The following is a 24,935-nucleotide window of genomic DNA, read 5'->3' on the forward strand; positions in this document are numbered from 1 at the left end:
GCGAACATGGACGAGAATTGTATTTCTTATCATCTCTTGCTTACTGCTTTTCGTGATCTCAGGATTTGTGTATGAGTGGATTGCATCCAAAAAGGATAAATCACAATACCCACCTCCGGGGGAATTGGTCGATGCCGGGGGCTATCGACTTCATATTCGTAAACTCGGTAACGGCTCTCCAACAATATTGCTTGAATCAGGGAGCGGGGAAAGTAGCCTGTCATGGAGAGATATTCCCGAAAAACTGTCATCATTCGCCACTGTTGTATCCTATGACCGGGCAGGCTATGCCTGGAGCGAGGAGGCTACTACTCCACGAACCGGGGAAAACATCGTTCGAGAGCTTCATGTCGCCTTAAAAAACGCAGACATCCAAGCTCCTTATATTCTGGTAGGCCATTCCCTTGGAGGGATGTACTCAAGACTGTACGCGCAGACATACAAAGACGAAGTGGCAGGATTGGTTCTAGTGGATGCCAGGCCTGAGAATGACGCTCGCCGGACAAATGAGATCTATGCCAAGGAACGGCCTAAGGTCAATCCCTCCCCGCTAATATCCATTCTCCTAGAAAAGTCAGGGGCTTTTCGCCTGTTTCCCAATTTAATGCTAACGGGTCGGGTCGAATATCAAGATAGAAAATCTTTTGTGAATATTGTCGCTTCCTCTAAATACTTTCGATCTGTTGCTGAGGAGGGTGATCTAGCGAGCACTACCGAAGATGCCATACGGGGACAGCATCTGGGTAACCTCCCTGTACGTGTAATTGCCCGGGGCATTCAACAAGATTTGACTCAGTTCGGTATTAGTAAACGCGGAAATGATCAGATCGAACAAAGCTGGCAAATGGGACAGCGCGAGATGCTTAACATCTCTACAAACAGCAAATTTATTGTTGCCAAGAAAAGCGAGCATATGATCATCCATGATCAACCGGAGCTTGTCATCCAAGTCATCCGTGAACTCATCACCGACACAAGACACTTTCAGTCAACCATCTCTAAAGCATACACAAATCATTAGGGACTTTATATGTTAAGGACAACATAAAAAAACAAAAGACGCCCGAGTTCCTTCTATATAAAGGAATCCGGGCGTCTTTGCTGCCTAACACTTATTATGCTTGATTGAGCTTAGGATAAAATGGGCTTGTTTTTAGGTAAGGTCTCTGTGACCTTGCCAAGTATCTGTCTCAGTACTTTAGCATTTTCCCCGACAAAACCGGAATCAAGCAACACATCATGCGTTCCGATGACTTCGTATTCTTTGTATTGGCCAAGTGTCGCCTGTTGCCATAACAATTTATCTAATGATGTATCCGGACCAATACTATCATCTTCTGCAATCAGAGCATGGATATTCGCATGAACTTCACCTGCGTTAATAAGCTCATCGCGGTAGGTAGAGTAAACCAGCATTTTATCCATGACTCGCTCCCTGTCCGCTGGATCTGCGAGGAATGCTTTGTACTGCTCTCTAATGCTGTCCAGCACCGTCTCGACAATCTCTTCAAGCTCCTCTGGTGTCGATTCATCCTTGGACATCTTTCTCATAGCATCTACCATAATAATGTCGCCAACATGGTGACCTCGGATTTCCATGGCTTTAGCTACCTCGAAAGCGAGATTTCCCCCAAGTGAGTATCCCAGGAATACATATGGGCCCTCTGCTTGAATATCCACGATGGCATCGATGTATCGATCCAGCATATCTTGACCCTGGAAACGGTCGCCGATAAATTCCATCCCGTATACCTCGCAAAGCCCATCCAGCTCCTTGGCCATCTCATAGTACCCCAGAGAGTGACCTACCCGAGGAGGGAAGCAAAATACTTTAAGCGTTCCTTTCCCTGGGAAGTGGATAATTTCCATTTCTTGTTCATCGGCAGCAGTTGTTGCCTGCAGCTTGAAAATTTCATGCGCCATTTCTTCCACAGTCGGCAGATTAAACACGGTCTGGAGTGGGAGATGGACGCCCATATTAGACGAAATCCTTTGGATCAAGCCCAATACTTTCAGGGAATGGCCCCCAAGGTCGAAGAAATGATCTTTGATCCCGATTTCCTGTACGCCGAGCACCTCGGACCAAATCTGAGCGAGCTCTACTTCTGTTTGCGTACGTGGCGCGATATACTCCGCCGTGCTCCGCAGAAGGGTTTCTGGTGCCGGTAGCGCTTTGCGATCCAATTTGCCATTCGGATTCAGCGGCATTTGTGCGAGCTGTACGAAAGCAGATGGAATCATATAGCTTGGCAGCTCGCTGCCCAGTGCCTCGCGTAGAACGCCGGCTGCGAGCCCTTCCTCGGCCACAAAGTATGCGCAAAGCTGAGTACTTCCGCTGGAGTCAGCCAGTGCTAGAACAACCGCTTCCTGCACCGACGGCACCCTCAGAATTTGTGCTTCCACTTCTCCCAGCTCAATGCGGTAACCGCGGATTTTTACCTGGTGATCGATCCGTCCCAAATACTCAATATTCCCGTCTGGCAACCACCGAGCCAAATCGCCTGTTCGGTAAATCCGTTCTCCCGGTTTGTACGGATGAGGAATGAACTTCTCTGCCGTCAGTTCCGGCTGATTGAAGTACCCCCTTGCTACCCCTTCGCCTGCAATGCAGAGTTCTCCCGGTATCCCCACAGGTGATACCTGAGAAGCGCTGTCCATCATCCATACTTGGACGTTAGCGTACGGTTTGCCGATAGGCACATGCGTTAGAGCTGCGGTCTCAGGACTCGTTGTATATCGAGTCGCATATACAGCCGCTTCCGTAGGACCGTAGATGTTTTCCAGTACTGCGTAAGGAGACACTTTATAGTACTCTTCCACAAGTTTGGCAGGCAGCGTCTCGCCGCAGGCAAACAGGTATTTCAGAGTAAGGAATCCTTGGGTGCCGCTTTCTTTCAAGTATTGAACGAGCACACTTAGCATCGACGGCACCAAATTGAGATGCGTAATACGGTTCGTATCCACGGCCTCTAGCAGTGCCATCGGGTCTTTGTCCACGCCTTGTGGCAGGATCACGAGAGTCCCTTGTCCAAAGAACCAGCAGAACAACTCCGGCACGGAGAAGTCAAAGGTGAATGTCGTTTTGAGCAGGAAACGGTCGCCTGCCAACATCGGATATTCAGCTTCCAACTGACTCAGCGTATGGACGGCAGCGCGATGTTCAATCATTACGCCCTTCGGCTTGCCGGTTGAACCTGACGTGTAGATGATATAAGCCAGATGCTCCGGCCCCGCAATTGGCTCCAGATTCGAGCTATCCGCATGATACGCCTGCGGATCATCAAGTGTCAGGATCGTGCCGGTGAACGGAAAACGATCTTTGAGATGGTTCTTCGTCAGTAGAAGCTTCGCTCCCGAATCCTCCAGCATGTGGCGAATACGATCTTCCGGGAACTCCGGATCAATCGGTACATAGGCCCCGCCAGCTTTTAGAATGGCATGAATGCCGATGATCATATCAAGCGAACGCTCGACCATGATGCCGACTGGTTGATCCGGTCTGACCCCTTGGGCACGCAGCGTACGTGCAAGGCGGTTCGCCTGCTGATGAAGTTCTCCATAGGTAAGCTCCGTTTCACCGTAAATAAGTGCTGTACGATCCGGTGTGAGCGCTGCTTTTTCCTCAAATATACCGTGAAGGGTCTGCTCACGCGGATAAGGAGCTGCTGTATCGCCCCACACCTCTATAATCTGCGATTTCTCTTCTGGCGTAATCAGCTCCAGCTCATCGATACGGATAGCAGGTTGAACAGCAACGCTTGTCAGAATTCTCGTCAAGTGTCCTTGAATCCGTTCCACGCTCTCCCGATCATAGACGCGGGCATTGTAACGGTACAAGAACTCCAGATTACGACCCGGCAGCACAATGAGGTTAAAATCATAATTCGTCTGTTCAAACATCTGAACATCCGTAATTTTGTATTCAGCCTCTTCACTGGCAATTTTCTCTTCCAAATGCTCTTCTACTGGGTAATTTTCGAACACCATAATATGAGAAATCAAATCTTGCTTTTGTTCGCTCTGTGCTTGAATCTCATAGAGCGGATAGGAATCATAAGCATGTCCTGCCAAATATAATTCCTGCTGTCTTTTCATCACATGGGAGAACGAATCGCTTCCCTCTGCCTGAACCCGAACCGGAACTGTATTAATGAAGAGACCGATCATGCTTTCGATACCCGGAATCTCGGCAGGTCTTCCCGATACCACACTTCCGAAGACGATATCCTGGCTTCTATTGTAGCGCTGCAACACGATTCCCCAGGCTGCTTGCATCAGCGTATTCATCGTCACCTGATGCTGCTTGGCCACCTGTTCCAGGCGATCGGTCAGTTCCGCATCCAACGTGAATACCAGTTTCTCCGACATGTAGGCTTCCGCTTTTGCCGATGGCTGTGTGATGGCCTGCGGCAGCTTCGTCTGCTGCTCGTATCCTTCCAGGTACCCTCTCCAGTAAGAGGATGCCTCTTCCTCGCCTTGCTTCTCCAACCATTGAATATACTGGCTGTACGATACAGCTGAAGGAAGCTCAGGTTCCCTTTGCTCACGCAGAACCCCGTACGTCTCAAACACTTCCTGGAGCACAAGCGGCATACACCATCCATCCAATATGATGTGATGAGAACTCCACAACAGATGGTAATGCTCTTTTGCAGTCCGTAGAATAGCAACACGCAGCAAGGCTTCATTCGTAAGATCAAAACCTCTCGCTTTGTCTTGTTCCATATAAGCTGCAAGACGCGCTTCTATTTCACCGGATTCCAGCTCATGCAAATCCTCGTATGCGAAATCGCATGCTCTTTCTTTGAACACAATCTGTATAGGGAAATCGCCCCATCCAGCATGGAAATTTGTTCTCAATATGGCATGCCGTTTCATCAGATGCTGTAAGCTGCGTTTGAAATCCTCAGGATAGAACACTCCCTGAATTTCAAATGTGGCCTGCTCAAAGTAGACCTCTGAATGAGGCTCCAGCAAGCTGTGGAACAACATTCCTTTTTGCATCGGTGTCAGTTTATACATATTTTCAATACTGCCGATATGTCGTGTCTGGTCTTCTAACTCCTCGATTTTTTCCAAGCTGATATCTTTGAGGAGTACATCGCTTGGTGTAAGTTCTGTTCTTTCCTTACTTACGCAATGTCCAATGACTTCACTGAGACGGTTCTTCAGAATGCCAACAAACTTAGCCACGGACTCCCCGTGGAACTGATGACGGTTATAGCTAACCGAAAGTTGAAGCTGTCCTTCGGCAATCAGTCCATTAATGTTCAACGCCTGATGCTGCACCATCTGCTCACTGACCTCAGGTCCTACTGAGTAAGGCGATACTTCCATCGTCCCTCCTGCAAGATCCTGGTCGAACTGTCCCAAGTAGTTGAAGGTAATCTCCGGTTCAGCCGAGAAGGAGGAGACATCGGAACCGTCGCTTAAATATTTCAAAATACCATATCCGACACCTTTGTTCGGGATACGACGCAAGCCTTCCTTGACGTGCTTGATTCTGGCGCCGATCTCCAATTCCCCTCCCATCTCAAGGGCGACAGGGTATTGACTTGTAAACCAGCCTATTGTACGAGTAATATCCAGTTCCGGCACAACAGGCTCCCGCCCATGTCCCTCCAGAAGGATGCCTACACGTTCGATTCCCGTCCACTCGTGAACAGCCATACCCAGAGCCGTCAGGAGTAGATCGTTGACCTCCGTATTGTAAGTGCGGTTCGCTTCTTTCAGGAATTGCTCTGTCTCTTCTGGTGACCAGCTCACCGTGACAGCCTCACTGTCTTTGATGAGAAGAGCGCCGTCTACCTTGTCTTTGGGAAGAGGGACAAAGCCATCTCCCTCTACCTCTGCCCAATAGCTGAGTTCTTGTTTAGCCGCCGGGCTGTTTGCAAATTGTGCGATTCCCTCAACCCATGCACGGTACGAATCCGTCTTCTGTGGAAGCTTGACCGCTTCTCCACGTACTGCCTGCTCGTAGCCTTCCTGCAGGTCCTCAAAGAGAATACGCCAGGATACGCCATCCACAGCCAGATGATGAATAACGATTAACAGATGTTCGCCTTCCGCACAGCGGAACAGACCCAGTTTAAAGAGAGGTCCATCCTCCAGAGAGATGCTGCGCTGAATGGCTTCCGCACCTGCTTCTATCGCTGAAGCCGGATCTGTTTCAGCCCGCAGGTCATGGATTTGGAGACTATAGAGTTCTCCCTCACCCACACTCCGGTTCCAGGCCTCGAACCCCTGCTCTCCTTGGCGGAGCACCAGTCGTAAAGCATCATGATGCTCTGCAATTTTCCAAACAACCTCGGCGAGCGCATCGGTATTGAAGCCATCCCGTCGGTACAACATGACCGACTGATTAAAGTGATGCAGATCCATAGACTGTTCATGGAAGAATCTGTGCTGGGCAGGCCCCAGTCTTACCACTCCGTGTACCTCGCTTTGATCCGCAATTCGACTGACCACACTAACGCGCTGTGCCAACTCTGCAATTGTCGGATAACCGAACAAATCCTTCATTTCAAGCTTATAGCCTGCTTGGAGAAGCCTTGAGGATACTTGAATGGATTTGATCGAGTCACCTCCAAGCTCAAAGAAATTATCATGTATGCCGACAAGCGGCACGCCGAGTACACCTTGCCAGATTGAAGCCAAAATGTTCTCCACATCCGTCCGCGGAGCGGTAAAGTCTGCTCCCGCCTTTATACCCGAGTTCGGTTCAGGCAGTGCCTTGCGATCCAGCTTGCCATTCGGTGTCAGAGGCATCACGTCCAGTTGGACGAAGTAAGACGGAATCATGTATGCAGGCAGTCCGGCAGACAGTTCGTTTCTCAGCTCGCTGACAGACATTTCGCGATCCGCTACGAAGTAAGCACACAGCGATTTCTGCCCATTAGCATCTGCCCACGCAACAACGAGAGCTTCCTCGACAAGTGGAATGTCCAGCAGCTTGGCCTCAATCTCACCAAGCTCAATACGATAGCCCCGTATTTTAACTTGATGGTCAATGCGTCCAATGTACTCAATGTCTCCATTAGGAAGGCGACGAGCCAAATCCCCGGTGCGGTACATATTTCCTTCCGAAGCGAATGGATTTCTAATGAATTTATCTGCGGTAAGATCAGGACGGTTCAGATATCCACGGGCTACCCCGTCCCCGGCGATGTACATTTCGCCCTCCACGCCTAACGGTACGAGACGAAGCTGATCATCCAGAATATGGATGTATATATTATCTGCCGACAATCCAATCGGTACAGATTCACGCGTATCCTTCGCAGGATTGTACAGGTGAATCATGCACCCAACGACTGTTTCGGTTGGTCCATATTCATTGTAGATTTTGATGTTGCCGCCAAAGAGATCTGTGATGGTTTTCGATAAATGTGTGGTCAGATTTTCTCCGCCCACAATGAGTTGCTGAATACGACTTTCCGCTGGAATGGTCATGTCTTTTATCAGACTGAGATGCGTTGGCGTCAGCTTGAGAATATCGACCGCATTTTCCCGCAAAATATGCTGAACAACCTCCGCTTTATCTATACCATCATAAATCCGTACTATTCCTCCGTTTATTAACGGAGTAAACATTGATGTCATCGTCAAGTCAAACGAAATGGATGAGTACAGCGGGAAATCGGTTGGCTCACCGGCACAATAGACCTTATTGGCCCACCAGATGTAGTTCACGATCCCTTTGTGGTTAATCATGGTTCCCTTCGGATTCCCTGTTGTACCCGAGGTATAGATTAAGTACACCAGATCGTTTCCTCCCACAGGAATATTGGGATTATCCACCTCGGTTCCATAGATGTGCGGCGAATCCAACTCCATAACCGTTCCCTCAAAAGAGGCCAACTCCGTCAGGTGGCTCTGTGTGAGCAGAATTTCAGCGCCAGAATCCTTCAGAATATACTGAATCCGCTCCTGCGGATATTCAGGATCAATAGGTACATAGGCTCCGCCCGCTTTGAGCACACCCATGATGGCGACAAGCAGCTCTACAGACCGATCTGCCAACAGACCTACCACTTGTTCACTCCGTAGTCCTTGGTCTATCAAGGTGGAAGCTAGTCTGTTCGCCTGCTCGTTCAGCTCCCGATACGTGATCTGAGTGTCCCCGTTTACAGCCGCAATCTTATCAGGCGTACGGACAACCTGTTCTTCAAACAAGGTATGCAGACCCTGATCACTTGGATAGGTATGGGCCTTGCCGCCCCAGTCAAGCAGATTCATCCGTTCCTCAGATGTTACAATCTCCAGTTCCTGTATCGTTGCCTGCGGACGAGCAGCCACCTGATCGAGCATCTGCAACAAGTGTCCTCCGATTCGTGCAATGCTTTCTTGCTCGTAAACCGAAGCATTATAGCGAATGCAAACCTTGATGTCTTCGCCTGGAATTACAACCAGGTTAAAGTCATAGTTAGTTTGTTCAAACATGGTGAAGTTGGCGACTTCGAGATTGTCCTCCGTTTGATTCCCCGATTGCTCCACCTGCTTGTCGAGCGGGTAATTTTCAAAGATCATAATATGAGAAATCAGGTCCTGCTTTTGGGTTGCTTTCCCCTGAATCTCATACAGTGGATAGGTGTCGTAGGCACGACCAGCCAATGACTGTGCCTGTGTACGCTTCATCACCTCGACAAAGGCTTCGTCTTTGGATGACTGTACACGGATAGGTACTGTATTAATGAACAGACCCACCATATTTTCGATCCCTGCAATCTCAGCAGGTCTACCCGACACAACGCCGCCGAAAACGACATCCGAGCTGGCATTATAACGTTGAAGAATCAGTCCCCAAGCTGTCTGCATGAGTGTGTTGACAGTCACGTGATTGCGCTTCGCGACAACATCCATTTTACCGGTCAAGGATGCACCCAGATGGAGAACATGCTCATTCAGAACATAGCCCGCCTCTTTGGCTTGAGATTTCGTCTTGCCTTCCGGCAATACGGTGTTCCCATCATAGTCTTCGAGGTATTGGCTCCAGTACGTTGAAGCTTCTTGATCATCCTGTGCATCAAGCCACTCGATATAACGACTATAGGGCTGAGCTGGCGGCAGGACAGGCTGTATTTGCTGTTTCTTGGCAGAATAATAATCGAACAGCTCCTGTGTAATGATCGGGATACACCAGCCATCCATGACAATATGGTGGAAGCTCCACAATACAAGGTAGCTTTGATCCTTCTGCAAAACGGTCACTCGCATCAGCGGATCTTCTGACAAGCTGAATCCCTTAACCATATCTTCAGCCGTGTAAGCCTTGATCCTTGCTTCTAGTTCCTGCATAGATGCGTCGCGCAAATCTACGTAGTGCAGAGGGATTAATCGTTGCTTAAAGACAACTTGCAGCGGTACATCAGCAATGTTGTTGTAAAAGCCGGTACGTAGTATGGCATGTCGTTGCACCAAAGCCTGGAAGCTCTCGAAGAAGGTATCTACATCGAAGCTGCCACGCAGCTCAAACGTTGCCTGTTCGAAGTATGAAGAGGAGCCCGGCTCCAGCAGGCTGTGAAACAGCATTCCCTTCTGCATTGGCGTTAGCTTGTACACATCCTCAATCTCTCCGATGTGAGCCGTCTGCGCCGTGAGTCGATCAAGCTGCTCCAATGTTAATCCTTGGAACAGAACATCACTTGGTGTAAGCTGTGAACGCTCCTGAGCCACACAATGACGGATGACCTCACTAAGGCTTGACTGTAATAATTCAGCAAAATGGCTCACCGTCTCCTTACGATACTGCCTGCTGCTGTACGTAATCGTCAGGGATAGCTGGCCTTCGGCAATCATGCCATTCACATCCAGAGCATATTGCTGAGGTGTGAGATCACTGAGCGCCTTACCAACTGAATGTGTGGATAGGCTAAGAGCATTACCCTCCAAATCCTGATCAAACTGCCCAAGATAATTGAAGGAAATCTCCGGCTCTACGCCGAATCCGACACTTTTCTCCGGTGCCATATACTTCAGAAGACCGTAGCCGATTCCTTTGTGCGGAACCTCTCGCAAATTCTCCTTGATGCGCTTGATTCGCGCAGATACTTCCTGTTTGCCTTGCAGGTTCAGCAGAACCGGATACTGGGTTGTGAACCAACCCACGGTACGGGTAATATCCAGGTCTGGTACGATCATTTCCCGTCCATGCCCTTCAAGATTGACCAAAATCTGCTCCATGCCTGTCCAGCGCTGAATGGCTGCCCCCAGAGCAGTCAAGAGCAAGTCGTTCGTCTCCGTATGATACGCCCGGTTCGCTTGTCGCAACAGCAGGTCAGTTTCTTGCGTAGACCACGTTACCGTAACCGATTCAGTATCCCGAATGGTGCCCGGCTTCTGATCCTCATCCTTCGGTAGTGGGGCCAGAATCGCCTCCTCAATCAGCTGCCAGTATGCACGCTCCTTGTCCAGAGCAGGCCCTGCTGCATACTTCGTCGCTTGCTCAGACCATACAAGATACGAATCGGTCTTTTGTGGAAGGACGATTGCTTGTCCATTCAATGCCTGCTCGTACCCCGCTGCAATGTCCTCAAACAGGATGCGCCAGGATACGCCGTCAACCAAGAGGTGATGAATGACAATCAACAAATGATCGCCATCGTCACAATGGAACAGGCCTAGCTTGAACAGTGGGCCACCTTCCAAGTCAAAGCTTGCCTGAATAGCATCGGCTTGGGCCTGAACCGCAGCTGTCTGGTCTTTTTCCTGCCTCATATCGGCAATGTCCAATGTGTAGAGTTCGCCTTCGTCCGTTCCCCGGTTCCAAGCTGCGTATCCAGCTTCTGTAGGCCGGAAAACCATGCGCAGCGCGTCATGATGGATCGCGATTTGGTCCATTGTCAACCGGAGTGCAGCCTCATCAAAGCCGTCTTTCCGATAGAGCATGACGGCATGATTATAATGGTGCGGCTCCGCTGTATGACGTTCAAAGAACCAACGCTGAATTGGCATTAACTCTGCTGCACCTTTAATTTCGCCCTGTTCCGCTGTTCGTCCGGCTGCCTGAAGATACGGGCTTAGCTCGGCAATTGTCGGATATTTAAAGAGATCCTTCATCTCTAATTTATATCCAGCTTGGAACAATCTCGAGGACACTTGGATCGCCTTGATGGAGTCACCACCCAGATCGAAGAAATGATCATGGATGCCGACCTGCTGCGCTCCCAGCACACCTTGCCATACGGAAGCCAAAGCTTCCTCAGCCTTCGTCCTTGGCGGTTCATAAACCGCTCCAGTCTGCACATTGGCCTCTGGAGCCGGAAGCGCTTTGCGATCCAGCTTGCCATTGGGTGTCAAAGGCATCTGTTCCAATTGCATAAAGTAAGATGGAATCATATAAGTCGGCAGTTCGGCAGCCAAAGCTTTTCTCAACTCGCCTACCGTCAGCATCTGATCGGCAGTGAAGTAGCCGACAAGCACTTTTTGTCCACTTCCATCCTCCCGGGCGAGCACAACGGCCTCCCTTACAGATGGAGCATGAAGTAGCTTCGCTTCCACTTCGCCCAGCTCGATACGGTAACCACGGATTTTAACCTGATGGTCAATCCGTCCCAAATACTCCATGCTGCCATCCGGCAACCAACGTGCCAAGTCACCTGAGCGGTACATGCGCTCGCCCGCTTCAAACGGATGAGCGACAAACTTCTCTTCCGTCAATTCCGGTCGGTTCAGATAACCTCGCGCCAGACCTACGCCCGCCACATAGAGTTCACCTGGAATGCCAATCGGCTGTGGACGAAGTTGTTCATCCAAAATGTACGCTCGCAGCGTCGGAATCGTGGTGCCGATATTGCTGCGGCCCTGTTCAATCTCCAGCTCTGTAATTTCCTTGTATGTTACATGCACGGTCGTTTCAGTAATGCCGTACATATTGATGAGCTGCACTTGCGGATACTTCATTCTCCAGTCCTTCAGCAGGGCCGGGGCTAGTGCCTCTCCACCGAAGATAATCATGCGGAGGCTCAGTTCTGCCGCCTGATGACCGAGCTCTTCCTGTAGCAACTGATAGAAGTACGTCGGTGTCTGGTTCAAAACGGTAACCTTCTGATCCTTAAGCAATTGCAAGAAACGATCTGGACTCTTCGCGGTAAGCGATGGAACGATGACCAACCGTCCTCCGTTCAGCAATGCTCCGTACATTTCCCATACAGAGAAGTCAAAACAGAATGAATGGAACAGTGTCCACGTATCCTGAGGACCAAAGTCAAACATATTTTTATCATTAAAGAGCAAGCGAACTACATTTTTATGCTCGATCAGCGTTCCCTTTGGCTTGCCTGTCGTGCCCGATGTGTAGATGACGTAGGCAAGATGCTCCGATCCGGCTGCAGGCTGCAGGTTTGAGACATCTTCCTTATAGGAAGCCGTTTTATCCAGACTTACGATGTCCCCAGCGAAGGAGACACGTTGCTCCAGATGCGCTTGTGTCAGCAGTAGCTTGGCTCCCGAGTCCTCAAGCATAAAGCGAATGCGGTCCTCTGGATATTCAGGGTCTACAGGGACATAGGCTCCGCCTGCCTTCAAGATGGCTAAAATCCCGACCACCATTTCAAGGGACCGATCCGCCATGATTCCAACCAAACCGTCTGGTTGTAAACCACGTTCCCTCAGCGTTCGGGCAAGTCCATTGGCCCGCTCGTTCAGCTCGCTGTAGGACAGGGCTGCATCTTCACATACGACTGCCACTGCATTCGGAGTACGTGCAGCCTGTTCCTCGAACAGCGCATGGATCGTCTTGTCACGAGGATAATCTGCCTTGGCTTCGTCCGGCGCTTTCATAAGCCTTGATTTTTCCTGAGGTGTCACGATATCAAGGGATGACAACGGCATTCCCGGATTGGCAATAGCCTCCCGAATAAGCTGTACAAAGTGGCCTGCCATCCGCTCAGCAGTCTCTTGCTTGTAGATCGCAGTCGCGTACTCAAGCGTGCAGTTCAATGCCCCGTCTACTTCACTCACGGTCAGCGTGAGATCGAACTTGGCAGCCGGATGTACATTATCGTAAGGAGTGAAGCGCAATCCTTCTATTTCTTGTTCTCCCTGCTCGATATTTTGCAGGACAAACATGGTATCAAATAGCGGGTTACGGCTCAAATCACGCTGAAGCTCCAGCTTTTCTACCAGCTCCTCGAACGGGTAATCCTGGTTTTCATAGGCCCGCAGCGCTGTTTCCCTCACTTCCTGCAGATAAGCCTCGAAAGGCTTTTCTCCTTCTGGATAAGTACGAAGTGCCACTGTGCCGACGAACATACCGATGAGGCCTTCGAGTGTCGCATGGGATCTTCCTGCCACAGGTGAACCGACAATGACATCTTCCTGACCTGTGTACTTGTGCAAGAGCGCTGTATAGGCTGCCAGCAGTACCATGAACAGAGTGGAACCCGTTCGGGTAGCCAGCTCCTGAAGTGAAGCACTCAGAGAAGATTCAATTTGGAAGTCGATTCGATCGCCCGCAAAGCTTCGCACCGCAGGACGAACTTCATCTCCTGGTAAATCCAGCACTGGCAAGCTTCCGCGGAAGGCATCTAGCCAGTAAGCTTCCTGGGCCTTAAGACGCTCGCTTCCGAGCTGCTCTTGCTGCCATACAGCATAGTCTGTGTACTGGATCTGTAGTTCAGGGAATACGTCCTCCTCTTGGTAGAAGCGGAGAAACTCTTCTATGAGAATATTCATAGAAACCCCATCTGAGACAATATGATGCATGTCAAACAATAGTAAATGGCGCTCATGTGCAATTCGAATGAGGCCAACCCGCAGCAATGGAGCTACACCTAGATCGAAAGGACGGACAAACTGCTGAAGGGTAGCTCCTGCCTCTTCCTCGCTCAACTCCGCATATTCCACAGTAAACGGGACATCCGTCAGGAGCTGCTGTACAGGTTCACCGTTCACGGTCACAAAACGAGTACGCAGCGAACCATGACGATGAATCAGACGACGGAATGCCTGCTCCAGCCGTTCCCGATCTAAAGCTCCCTCAACCGTAAGGATACCCGGCATATTGTAGCTCAGCTCTCCACCTTCCAGCTGACTTAGAATAAACAGTCGCTTTTGAGCCGAGGACAATGGGTAATGCTCTCTCGCTCCCACTGTAAGAATTTCTTCGAAATTCAGCGGTGTATAGCCCTCAATGGCACGAGCCAATCCTTCAATAGTAGGAGACTCGAACACTTCTCTGAGACTAATCTCGCGATTCATTTCCTTGCGAATTCGTGAGACTAACAGGGCTGCACGCAGTGAATGACCTCCAAAATGGAAGAAATTATCCTTCAATCCCGCGCTCTCTACACCCAGCACCTCTTGCCAGATTTCGGCTAATTGGATTTCCAAAGGTGTCCTTGGAGCCTCCGATGAAGCCGCTACCCATCCACGCTCGCCTTGCAGCGCTTTTCGATCGATTTTTCCGTTCGACGTGAGAGGCATATCCTCCAGTTGTATGAAGCGGGAAGGGATCATATATCCAGGTAACATCTCCGACAGGACGGCCCGAAGCTCGGATACCTCAAGTTTCTGAGCAGCTAAGAAATAAGCGACTAGATCTTTGTAGCCGTCATCGCCCTCTACAGCCATGGCCACGACTTCCTGAACGGACGGCACTCTGAGCATCTGTGCTTCTACCTCGCCTAGCTCGATACGGTAGCCACGGATTTTGACTTGATGATCTATTCGACCTAAGTACTCGATGGTTCCATTCGGTAACCAGCGAACCAGGTCACCCGTCCGATACATACGCTCTCCTGGAGCAAACGGATTGTCTACGAATTTCTCATCCATTAATTCAGGCTGGTTATGATACCCCCGTGCTAATCCGATACTCGAAATGCATAGTTCTCCAGCTACACCGACAGGTTGCAATCTAAAATGGTCATCCAAGATGTACACACTATGGTTAGCAATAGGTCGTCCAATAGATACAGTATCCGTTGCTTCCTCACTGTCCGGCGGGACAGACCAGATTGTGGTGCATACGGAGTCCTCCGTTGGGCCATAGCCATTAGAGTAACGTACATGCTTCCTCCACTCTTCGATCAACTCGACCGATGCGGCCGATCCAGCGGTTAGCAGGCACCGCAGTGTTGGCAAACGCTCTGGATCAAGGTGGATAGCGTAAGCGGGTGGCAAAGTCGCTACCGTAATTCCCTTATCGTTCATGAATTGCTCGAACAGGGCATGATCTAAAATATCTTGTGTAGAAGGGATGCACAGAACACCCCCGTGGCTCAGCGCCGTTAAAATTTCCGAAACCGATGCATCAAACGACAGGCTTGCAAACTGGACGATCCGATCCTGCGGTGTAACTTCGAAGTGTGCCCCATATACGTCTGAAAGATTTGATAGTCCCCGATGCTCGACTAATACGCCCTTAGGCTGACCCGTCGTACCTGAAGTATAGATCACGTAAGCTAGGTCATCCGGGCCAGCAGTATCCTCCAAATTCGAGGTGTCGGCATCATAGGTCGATGATTCATCCAGCAGCAAAACATTTTCCGTCCATCCGAGATGCTCCAAGAGATGGGCCTGTGTAAGGATTAGCTTCGCCCCGGAATCTTCAAGCATGTAACTGATTCGTTCTTTCGGATATTCTGGGTCGATTGGAACATAGGCACCCCCGGCTTTCATAATGCCGTAGATCCCAACGATCATTTCGAGCGACCGTTCAGCAATCAGTCCCACCAGATCTCCCGTCTTGATTCCCTGCGTACGGAGCCTTCTTGCCAGCCCATTGGCTTTTGCATTGAGCTCGGCATAGGTCAGACTCTCGTCCTCGAACCAAATGGCAGTCGCATCCGGCGTTCGTCCCGCCTGTTCCTCCAACAGCCCGTGGAACGTGTTACAGTGCTCGTAAATGCCTTTCGTATTTCCCCATACGTTCAGAATCTGTTCTCTCTCCTGCGGCGTGACTAATTCTAGAGCATCCACGGAAATAGCAGGGTTCTCTACAATTTGCTCCATAAGGTGAACCAGATGGCCCTTGATTTGCCCAATTGTCACTTGGTCATAAACAAGTGCATTGTACTGGAACAGCAATCTCATCTCTTCGCCAGGGAGGACAATTAAATTAAAATCATAATTCGTTTGCTCAAGAAGCTCCGCCTCCTCAATCTCAAAGGCAGCCTCGCCACCACCCAGACGCTCTACCTCCTCCTCCACAGGATAGTTCTCAAACACCATAATATGGGAGATTAGATCCTGCTTCTGATCCGTCTGAGCCTGAATCTCAAACAACGGGTAGGTGTCATACATATGAGAAGCCATATATTGTTCCTGCTGCTGCTTCATCAGAACGGTGAAGGGGAGATTCTCCTCTGTCTTCACACGAACGGGAATCGTATTGATGAACAAACCGATCATCCGGTCAATGCCCGGAATTTCTGCTGGTCTGCCTGATACTACGCTTCCATACACAACATCCCGGCTACCGTTATAGCGTTGAAGCGCAATGCCCCAGAGGGACTGCAGCAATATATTCATCGTGACATGAGCATCCCTGGCCACCTTTTCAAGGCGCTCAGTCAGTTCCCTGCTGAGAGGATAATTCAGCTTTTCTGCTACATAGCCTTCTCCCTTACTTGCTCCACCGACTTGAGGTAACAGCGTCTGCTGCTCGTAACCGGCCAGATATCGGCTCCAATAGTTGGACGCAGCTCCTTCATCCTGCTGTTCCAGCCATTCGATATATCGACTGTACGGATGGACCTCTGCCAGCTGCGGCTCTCTTCCTTCCAGGAGGGCAAAATAGTGTTCAAATACCTCCTGCGTAATTAACGGAACACACCAGCCATCCATGACGATGTGGTGAAAGCTCCATAAGAGACGGAAGCTCTCTTCATCTGTTTGTAAAATTGATACACGAAGAAGCTCGTCTTCAGCTAGGTTGAAGCCCTGTGCTTTGTCCTTCGCACCAAATGTCTTCAGGTAAGCTTCGCGCTGCGATGCATTCATCTCCCGCAGGTCTTCGTACACCAATTTAGCGCCTCTGTGCCGAAATACAACCTGTAAAGGCTCGCTGCTCCATCCGCTGTAAAAGTTCGTGCGCAGGATGGCATGACGCTCCACCACTGCATCCAGACTGTGTCCGAAGGCGGTCGGATCAAAGCTACCCTTAAAGTCAAAGGCAGCCTGCTCAAAATAAGCACCTGTATGCGGCTCAAACATATCATGGAACAGCATGCCCTTCTGCATCGGCGTCAGACTATATACATTCTCAATATCGCCTATGTGGCTGGTCTGCTTAGAAAGCTCCTCCAGATCGACAATGCTTAGACCCTTCGCAAGCACGTCACTTGGTGTCAATACGGTTTTTTCTTGGGTTACGCAATGCTGGAGAAGCCCCCGCAGGCTTTCTTCAATATATCCAGCGAGCTGTTCCATCGTAGATGACTTATACTGATTTCCGTTATAAGTAATCGTCAGAGTCAGGGCTCCGTCCGTCACCATGCCATTGATATCTAGCGTATAGGCCGGTTCCTCCAACAAGCTTTGGGCGCTTCCGGTCGGATAAGGAGAAATCTGCAACGAGCTTCCTTGCAAATCCTGATCAAATTGCCCCAAATAGTTAAAAGAAATCTCAGGCTGCAAGCCGAAGCTGTCTTCATCCAACTGACTTGCCATCGTTTTAAGCAACCCGTAGCCAATACCTTTGTTCGGAATTCGGCGCAGCCCTTCTTTCACTGACTTGATCAAGGAGGCCACTTCCGGGTTATCCCCCAAGTCTAAAATCACCGGATATTGACTTGTAAACCAGCCTACGGTACGGGTGATGTCGATATTCGGTATAATCGGCTCACGACCGTGTCCTTCCAGATTCACAGCAACCTTTCCGATGCCAGACCATTTGGATACCGCCATGCCCAGAGCAGTCAATAGCAGATCATTCGTCTCTGTTTGATAAGCACGATGGGCTTTTCTCAACAATTGGTCGGTTTCTTCTAGAGTCCATTGTGCTGTTACTACTTTGCTATCCTGTAAAAGAAGGCTTTCCACAGCCTCATCCTTCGGCAACTGTTCAAGTGGCTGATTCTCCAGCTCTCTCCAATACGCCCGATGAGTCTCCATTTCAGGACCTTCCGAATAACGAGCAAGGGCGCCTCCCCAGTCACGGAAGGAATCCGTCTTCTGCGGGAATGTCAGCGTCTGTCCTTGAATCACCTGCTCATAGCCTGCTGCAATATCCTCGAACAAAATCCGCCAGGATACTCCGTCCACCACCAAATGGTGGATCACGATCAGAAGATGGTCTCCATCCTGACAATGGAAAAGTCCTAACTTCAGCAGCGGACCTTCTGCCAGATTGATACTGCGCTGAATGTCATCCGACAGCGATGTAATGGCTGCAGCCGGATCGGATTCATTCCGTAAATCAGCGGTGAACAGGCTATAAAGCTCTCCTTCTTCAAGATCACGATTCCAAGCTTCGTATCCATGCTCTGTCTGACGGAAAACCATGCGAAGGGCGTCATGATGCTCAGCGAGTTTTCTTAGTACCTGATGCAAGGCCTTTTCCTCAAACCCTTGTTCACGATACAGCATAACCGCTTGATTGAAGTGATGAGGCTCTGCCTGCTTCCGTCCAAAGAACCACTGTTGGACTGGAGTCAGGCGAGTCGCTCCACGCACAACTCCCTGTTCAGCCATATGCACAGCCGTTTGTATTTCCGCGCCTAGCTCGGCAATGGTTGGCGATTTGAACAGCTGCTTCATCTCTAACCGATAGCCGGCCTGCAGTAACCGTGACGACACCTGAATGGCCTTGATGGAGTCTCCGCCCAATTCAAAGAAATTGTCATGGATACCCACCTGTTCGGCACCCAGTACCCCTTGCCAGACAGATGCCAAAGCTTCTTCAGCCGGTGTACGAGGAGCTGTATACTTCCGTCCTGTATGCGCGCCTACTTGAGGAGCCGGCAGAGACCTGCGGTCCACTTTTCCGTTTGATGTTAATGGCATACGGTCCATCTGGATAAAGTAGGATGGAATCATATAACCCGGAAGTACCTGCGATAGGGAAAGACGTACTTCGCCTGCCGTGAGCGTACGATCCGCCACATAATAAGCGCAAAGCTGCTTCTCTCCAAGCTCATCCGCTCGAACGACCACTACGGCGTCGATTACTGACTCCACCTTGGCCAGTTGGGCCTCGATTTCAGGGAGTTCGATACGGTAACCACGTATTTTGACCTGCTCATCAATTCTTCCTTTAAACTCCAAATTACCATCTGGAAGCCAGCGTACCAAATCCCCAGTTCGGTAGCAGGGTTCTCCGTCCTTCACAGGACTAGGAACAAATTTCTCTGCTGTGAGATCAGGACGATTGAGATATCCGCGTGCTACACCTTCACCGCCGACAATGAGTTCACCCCAAGCACCAATAGGCTGTAATTGCAGCGATCCATTGACCACATAAGCGGTCGAATTACTAATTGGGCGACCAATCGGTACGACCCCTTCGGCACGACCCAGAATCTTGTAGGTGGTGGAGAAGGTCGTATTCTCTGTCGGACCATAGCCATTGATAGGGACAAGATCAGGATTAGCCTCGATTACACGGTTCATATGAGATATGGACAGTACGTCACCGCCGACCAGCAATGTTTTTAGCCCTTTGAACAGGTACTCATCCTGCAGGGAAAGCTGATTGAAAAGCGGTGAAGTAAGCCACATTGTTGTAATCCCGTACTTGGTAATGGCCGCTTTGAGCCTATCGGCAATCAGGATATCGTCGTTCTCCACGAAATAGAGCTGCCCACCGTTGAGCAACGCTCCCCATATTTCGAATGTAGAAGCATCAAAGGCCACGGCTCCTGTTTGCAAAATTCGTGTGGATTCATTCAGCTCCACATAGTTGGTCTCTTTGACCAGACGGACCACGTTCCGGTGTTCAACCATAACGCCCTTCGGTCTACCCGTCGTACCCGATGTATAGATGACATAAGCAAGCCCCTGCGATCCCTGAACCGTCTCCGGCTGGGCAGATTCAGCAGCATAGGCCTCTTCACTGCTAAGATCGACAATCGGTATACCATAGTCTACACTTATAAGCTCGCCCTTTTGCACCAATAATAGCTTGGCGTCGGAATCATTAAGCATATAACGAACCCGATCTTCCGGGTAATCAGGATCAATCGGCACATAGGCTCCACCTGCCTGAAGCACCGCGAGCATACCAATGACCATCTCAATGCTTCGTCCGCCCATCACGGCCACAGGCTGCTCCCTCAACGTTCCCAAACGACGCAGTGTTTGGGCCAGTTGGCTCGCCTTGTTTTCCAATTCAAGGTACGTTAGCTGGACATCGCCGAATACAAGCGCCGTCTGCTCTGGTGTACGCTTGACTTGTTCTGCGAACAGCTCATGAATGGTCTTGTCCCTTGGATAAGGAGCCGATGTCGCGTTAAATACTTCAACGATCTGTACTTTCTCCTCCGGTGTGATCATTTCTATCTCGGCCAGTTGCAACTGAGGATTGGCCGAGACTGCGTGCAGAATCCGGAGCAAGTGCGTTGCAAGTCGCTCTACACTTTCACGCCGATATAAAGCCGTACTATACTCGAGGCCAAAGGCTAATTTTGATCCCTTCTCCTCTACATTGAGGGACAGGTCAAATTTGGCCGTGACAGTGTCCATCAAGTAAGGAGTAAAGTGCACTCCGTCCATATCCTGCTCTTCCTGCTCGGTATTTTGTAATACCAATAAGGTGTCAAAGAGCGGATTGCGGCTGACATCACGTCCTACGCCCAGCTTTTCGACCAATTTTTCAAAAGGGTAATCCTGGTGCTCAAACGCCTTGAGCGCCGTTTCCTTGATTTCCAGAAGATAATCCTGAAAGGTTTTATCTCCTGCCGGATAGCTGCGCAAGGCCAGTGTGTTGACAAACATTCCGATGATGCCCTCAAGCTCAGCCTGCGGTCTTCCGGCTACTGGGGAACCTACGACGATGTCCTCTTGTCCTGTATATTTGTGCAGCAGTACCGAATAAGCGGCCAGCAATACCATATACAGTGTAGTACCTGTACGGGATGCAAGCTCTTGTATCGCCTTATTTCCAGACTCATCCAATGTAAAATCAATTCGGCTACCCTCGAAGCTCCGAACCGAAGGTCGTTGGAAGTCTGTAGGCAAATCCAGTACCGGCAACTCTCCTTCAAAAGATTGCAGCCAATATTTCTCAAGATCTTGCCATTGATTCTCTGACTGTTCCCGTTGCCATACGGCATAGTCCTTGTATTGGATGTGCAGTTCTGGTAGCTGTTCTCCTTGATACAAATGAGTAAGTTCCTGTATCAATATTTGAATAGAAACCCCATCTGAAATAATGTGATGCATATCAAACAGCAACAGATGACGCTCCTCCTGGAGCTTCACCAAGCTAACACGCAGTAATGGAGCCTGGCTCAGATCAAAGGCACGAATAAAGCTGTGAATGAGCGTATCCGTCTCCTCCACCGAAGCCTCTGTGTAGTTCAACGCGAACGGCACATTCCTATGCACACGCTGAACAAGCTCTCCATCCTGCATATAAAAGCCGGTTCTCAGGGATTCATGACGCTGGATCAGTGCCTGGAACGCGGACTCCAGCCGCGTGCGATCCAACGGTCCATCCACTGTGAAGACCCCTGGCATATTGTAGCTAAGCTCTCCCCCATTCATCTGTCTCAGCACGTATAAGCGCTTTTGCGCTGAGGATACTGGGTAAGCTTCGCTTTTCGCTGCCTGTGGGATAGTTTGGTACATGGTCGGAATGTGTTTTTTCACAAGTTGCGCCAAGGATTCGACCGTAGGTGACTGAAACACCTCACGCAGCGAAATGCTACATCCCAATTCTTTGTGAATCCGTGAAACGAGCACTGTTGCCCGCAAAGAGTGACCACCAATTTCAAAGAAATTATCTCTGACACCGACGCGGGCAACTCCCAATATATCTTGCCAGATGAGTACCATCTGAGCTTCCACAGCAGTTCTCGGAGCTAAATAAGCCTCGCCGGATTGTACGCTGCTTTCAGGAGCCGGCAACGCACGGCGATCCAGTTTGCCATTTGGCGTAAGCGGCATTTGCTCCAGTCGGACAAAATAAGAAGGGATCATGTAAGCGGGGAGTTCCGCCGCCAGCTGAGACCGTAATTCCCCCGGCGAAAGATCACTGGAGGCTACATAGTAGGCGCACAGCAATTTTTGGCCCTGTTCGTCTTCCCGTGCCAGGACAATCGTTTCCCGCACGTTAGGAGCCTTGAGAATTTGGGCTTCTACCTCGCCAAGCTCAATTCGGTAGCCGCGAATTTTGACCTGATGGTCGATCCGCCCCAAATATTCAATATTGCCATCAGGCAACCAACGAGCAAGATCCCCAGTTCGGTACAGCCGCTCTCCCGCCCGATACGGATGCTCAACGAATTTCTCAGACGTCAAATCCGGCCGATTCAAATACCCACGGGCAAGACCGTCCCCTGCAATGTATAGCTCTCCCGGAACCCCAACAGGCTGCAGCCGTCTTTGCTCATCGAGAATATAAGCGCTAAGTGTGGGGATCGTTCTGCCAATATTGCTTTTCCCCGCTTCAATCTCATGTTCCGTGATTTCCTTATAGGTGACATGGACCGTTGTTTCCGTAATTCCGTACATATTAATCAGCTGCACATCAGGATACTTGACCCGCCAGTTTCTCAGAAGAGATGGACTTAAGGCCTCTCCACCAAAAATGATTTTTCTAAGGCCAAGCTCTGTCGAAGAGTGCGTTAACTCTTCCTGTAGCACCTGATAAAAATACGTCGGCGTCTGATTTAAAATGGTGACTTGGTTGTCTTTCAACAACTCCAGGAAAGATGCTGGGCTCTTGGCTGTGAGAGATGGAACAATCACCAATTTCCCTCCGTAAAGAAGCGCTCCGTACATCTCCCAAACGGAGAAATCGAAGCAGAACGAATGGAATAGCGTCCACGTGTCCTGAGAGTTGAAATCAAATAAATTTTTATCGTTAAAGAGCAGTCGAACTACATTTTTGTGTTCAATCAGCGTACCCTTCGGCTTGCCGGTCGTACCCGATGTGTAGATAACATAGGCTAGATGGCTTGGTCCCGAAATACTCTCCAGATTGGAAGCATCTCCTGTATACGTTGTAGCTTCGTCCAAACTCACAAGCTTTCCGTCAAAAGTGGTGCTCTCCCATAGATGACTTTGGGTGAGCAACAGACGGACCCCTGAATCTTCCAGCATATAATGGATACGTTCTTCGGGATAATCAGGGTCAATCGGTACATAGGCACCACCTGCTTTCAAAATGGCCAACATCCCGATGACCATCTCCAAGGAACGATCAGCCATAATCCCTACGAGCGTATCTGCTCCTACTCCCTCGGAGCGCAAATATCTCGCAAGCTGGTTAGCCTGCTCGTTTAGAGCTAGGTATGTAATGCTCTGCTCGTCCATCTGAACGGCTACGTGATCTGGCGTGCGCTCGGCTTGTTCCTCGAATAAGCCATGGATGGTCTTCTCACGTGGATAGTCGACTGCAGCGCCTTCCGAAAGAGCCAAAATGGATTGCTCTTCTGGTTCACCCAATAAGTTTACCTCTGCGATAGAAAGCTGAGGTGAATGAATGATCTGCTCGGCGATCGTAAGCAACTGGGAAACCATGTCCTTAACTTCACTGCGTTCAAACAGCTCCGTCCGATAATCGACATCCAGTACCAGTTCGCCTTCATCCAGGATCTCCACAATATGAAGCACGAAATCGTTCACTTCGTCCCCGCAGAAATCATAATCCGTCAAAATGCGCACATCATCCAAATCAACCCAATTGATAAGACGATATTCCATTGAAACGCCAAAAAGCCGCTGAATATCCTTGTTACCATGCATTTCTCTAAGATCCTGAATTAACTGATTGTATGGATACTTCTGATGCCGCAGGACTGACATCTGATCTCTGGCTACATCCTGCAGAAAGCTCAACACATCCATATCCTTTTTGACGTATGTTCTGGCAGCAGCGGTACTGACGAACATACCTATCTTTTGCTTCTCTTTTTTGTTCCCCCGGTTAGCGAACGAAGTGCCAATCACCACATCCGGCTGATTCGTCATTTTGTGTATGTAGATATACATCGCACCCATGAAGAACTGGAACAAAGAAATTCTGTTCTGTTGGCAAAATGCTTGCAGCTCGTGATATAGCACTTCTGGTACGGTAAAATGCTCCCGAACGGCGTGGGTGCTTAAAGATAACGGATTATATGACTTCCAACCCGTAAGCTCAGGCAAATCAGAAAATTTATCCAACCAGTATGCCTTATCCTTTTGGTATCTGTCAGAAAGTTCGTATGCATTCTCATCAGCAATATATTGAATATACGAGCAATCATCGCCCAGCTTCGGTTCATTTCCTTGAATTAACTCCATGTAAAATGCTGTAAGCTGATTGCCATAGACCACCATTGATATTCCGTCAGAAATAATATGGTGCATCTTGATATTAATCCAATACTCTTCCTCGCTAATCTTCACAATTAAAAACTGGAAGAGCTCAGAATCCAGCAGGGGCAAAGGTTTGCTTTTGTGTTGCTCAAGTAAGGCTTCCACCTCAGATACACTTTCATAGTGGCTAAGATCCAGACACTCCAGCTGTCTCTCTTCATAAGGAACGACGTACTGCTGAGGCACTCCATCCACTGAGGTAATACGGATGCGGAACGCATCATACTGTTTGATAATCAAATTAATGGACTGCATAAAGGCAGCAATATTGATGTGCCCCTTCATCTTAGCTGTACCGGAAAGCTGTGACACTGACGTATCTGGGTAGAGTAATTCGGTATACCATATACGCTTCTGCGCATTTGTTAAATCATATAATTGCATGTCATTCATCTCATTCACTCCTATTCCATGATGTGAATATCCTCCCGCTGCACCTGGCAGTCAGGAGGACAAAAGGACAGTTT

2 protein-coding genes (1 of these 2 running past the window's edge) are annotated in these 24,935 nt (G+C 49.6%); one reads left to right on the forward strand and one right to left on the reverse strand.

Annotation, left to right across the window (positions count from 1 at the left end):
• On the forward strand, positions 1-1,021 hold the 3' portion of the coding sequence (locus ACQW03_RS10765) for an alpha/beta hydrolase (protein ID WP_025721681.1). 14 nt of this gene lie to the left of the window's left edge; 1,021 of the gene's 1,035 nt are visible here — the last part of the coding sequence; its start codon lies beyond the left edge, outside the window; it ends in the stop codon at positions 1,019-1,021.
• Positions 1,022-1,131: 110 nt separating this feature from the next.
• Here ACQW03_RS10765 and ACQW03_RS10770 read toward each other — a convergent pair whose 3' ends face one another.
• Positions 1,132-24,861 carry a non-ribosomal peptide synthase/polyketide synthase gene (locus ACQW03_RS10770; protein ID WP_441949647.1) on the reverse strand — a complete coding sequence of 7,910 codons (23,730 nt, stop codon included), beginning with the start codon at positions 24,859-24,861 and terminating at the stop codon, positions 1,132-1,134.
• Positions 24,862-24,935 lie beyond the last annotated feature (74 nt).

It is taken from the genome of Paenibacillus sp. DRB1-1 (assembly GCF_052119485.1).
In the GTDB taxonomy this organism is placed as follows: Bacteria; Bacillota; Bacilli; order Paenibacillales; family Paenibacillaceae; genus Paenibacillus; species Paenibacillus polymyxa_B.

Bases quoted from the DNA above. Each gene is read 5' to 3' on its own strand.
- ACQW03_RS10770 (WP_441949647.1), bottom strand. From the start codon at position 24,861: ATGAATGACATGCAATTATATGATTTAACAAATGCGCAGAAGCGTATA.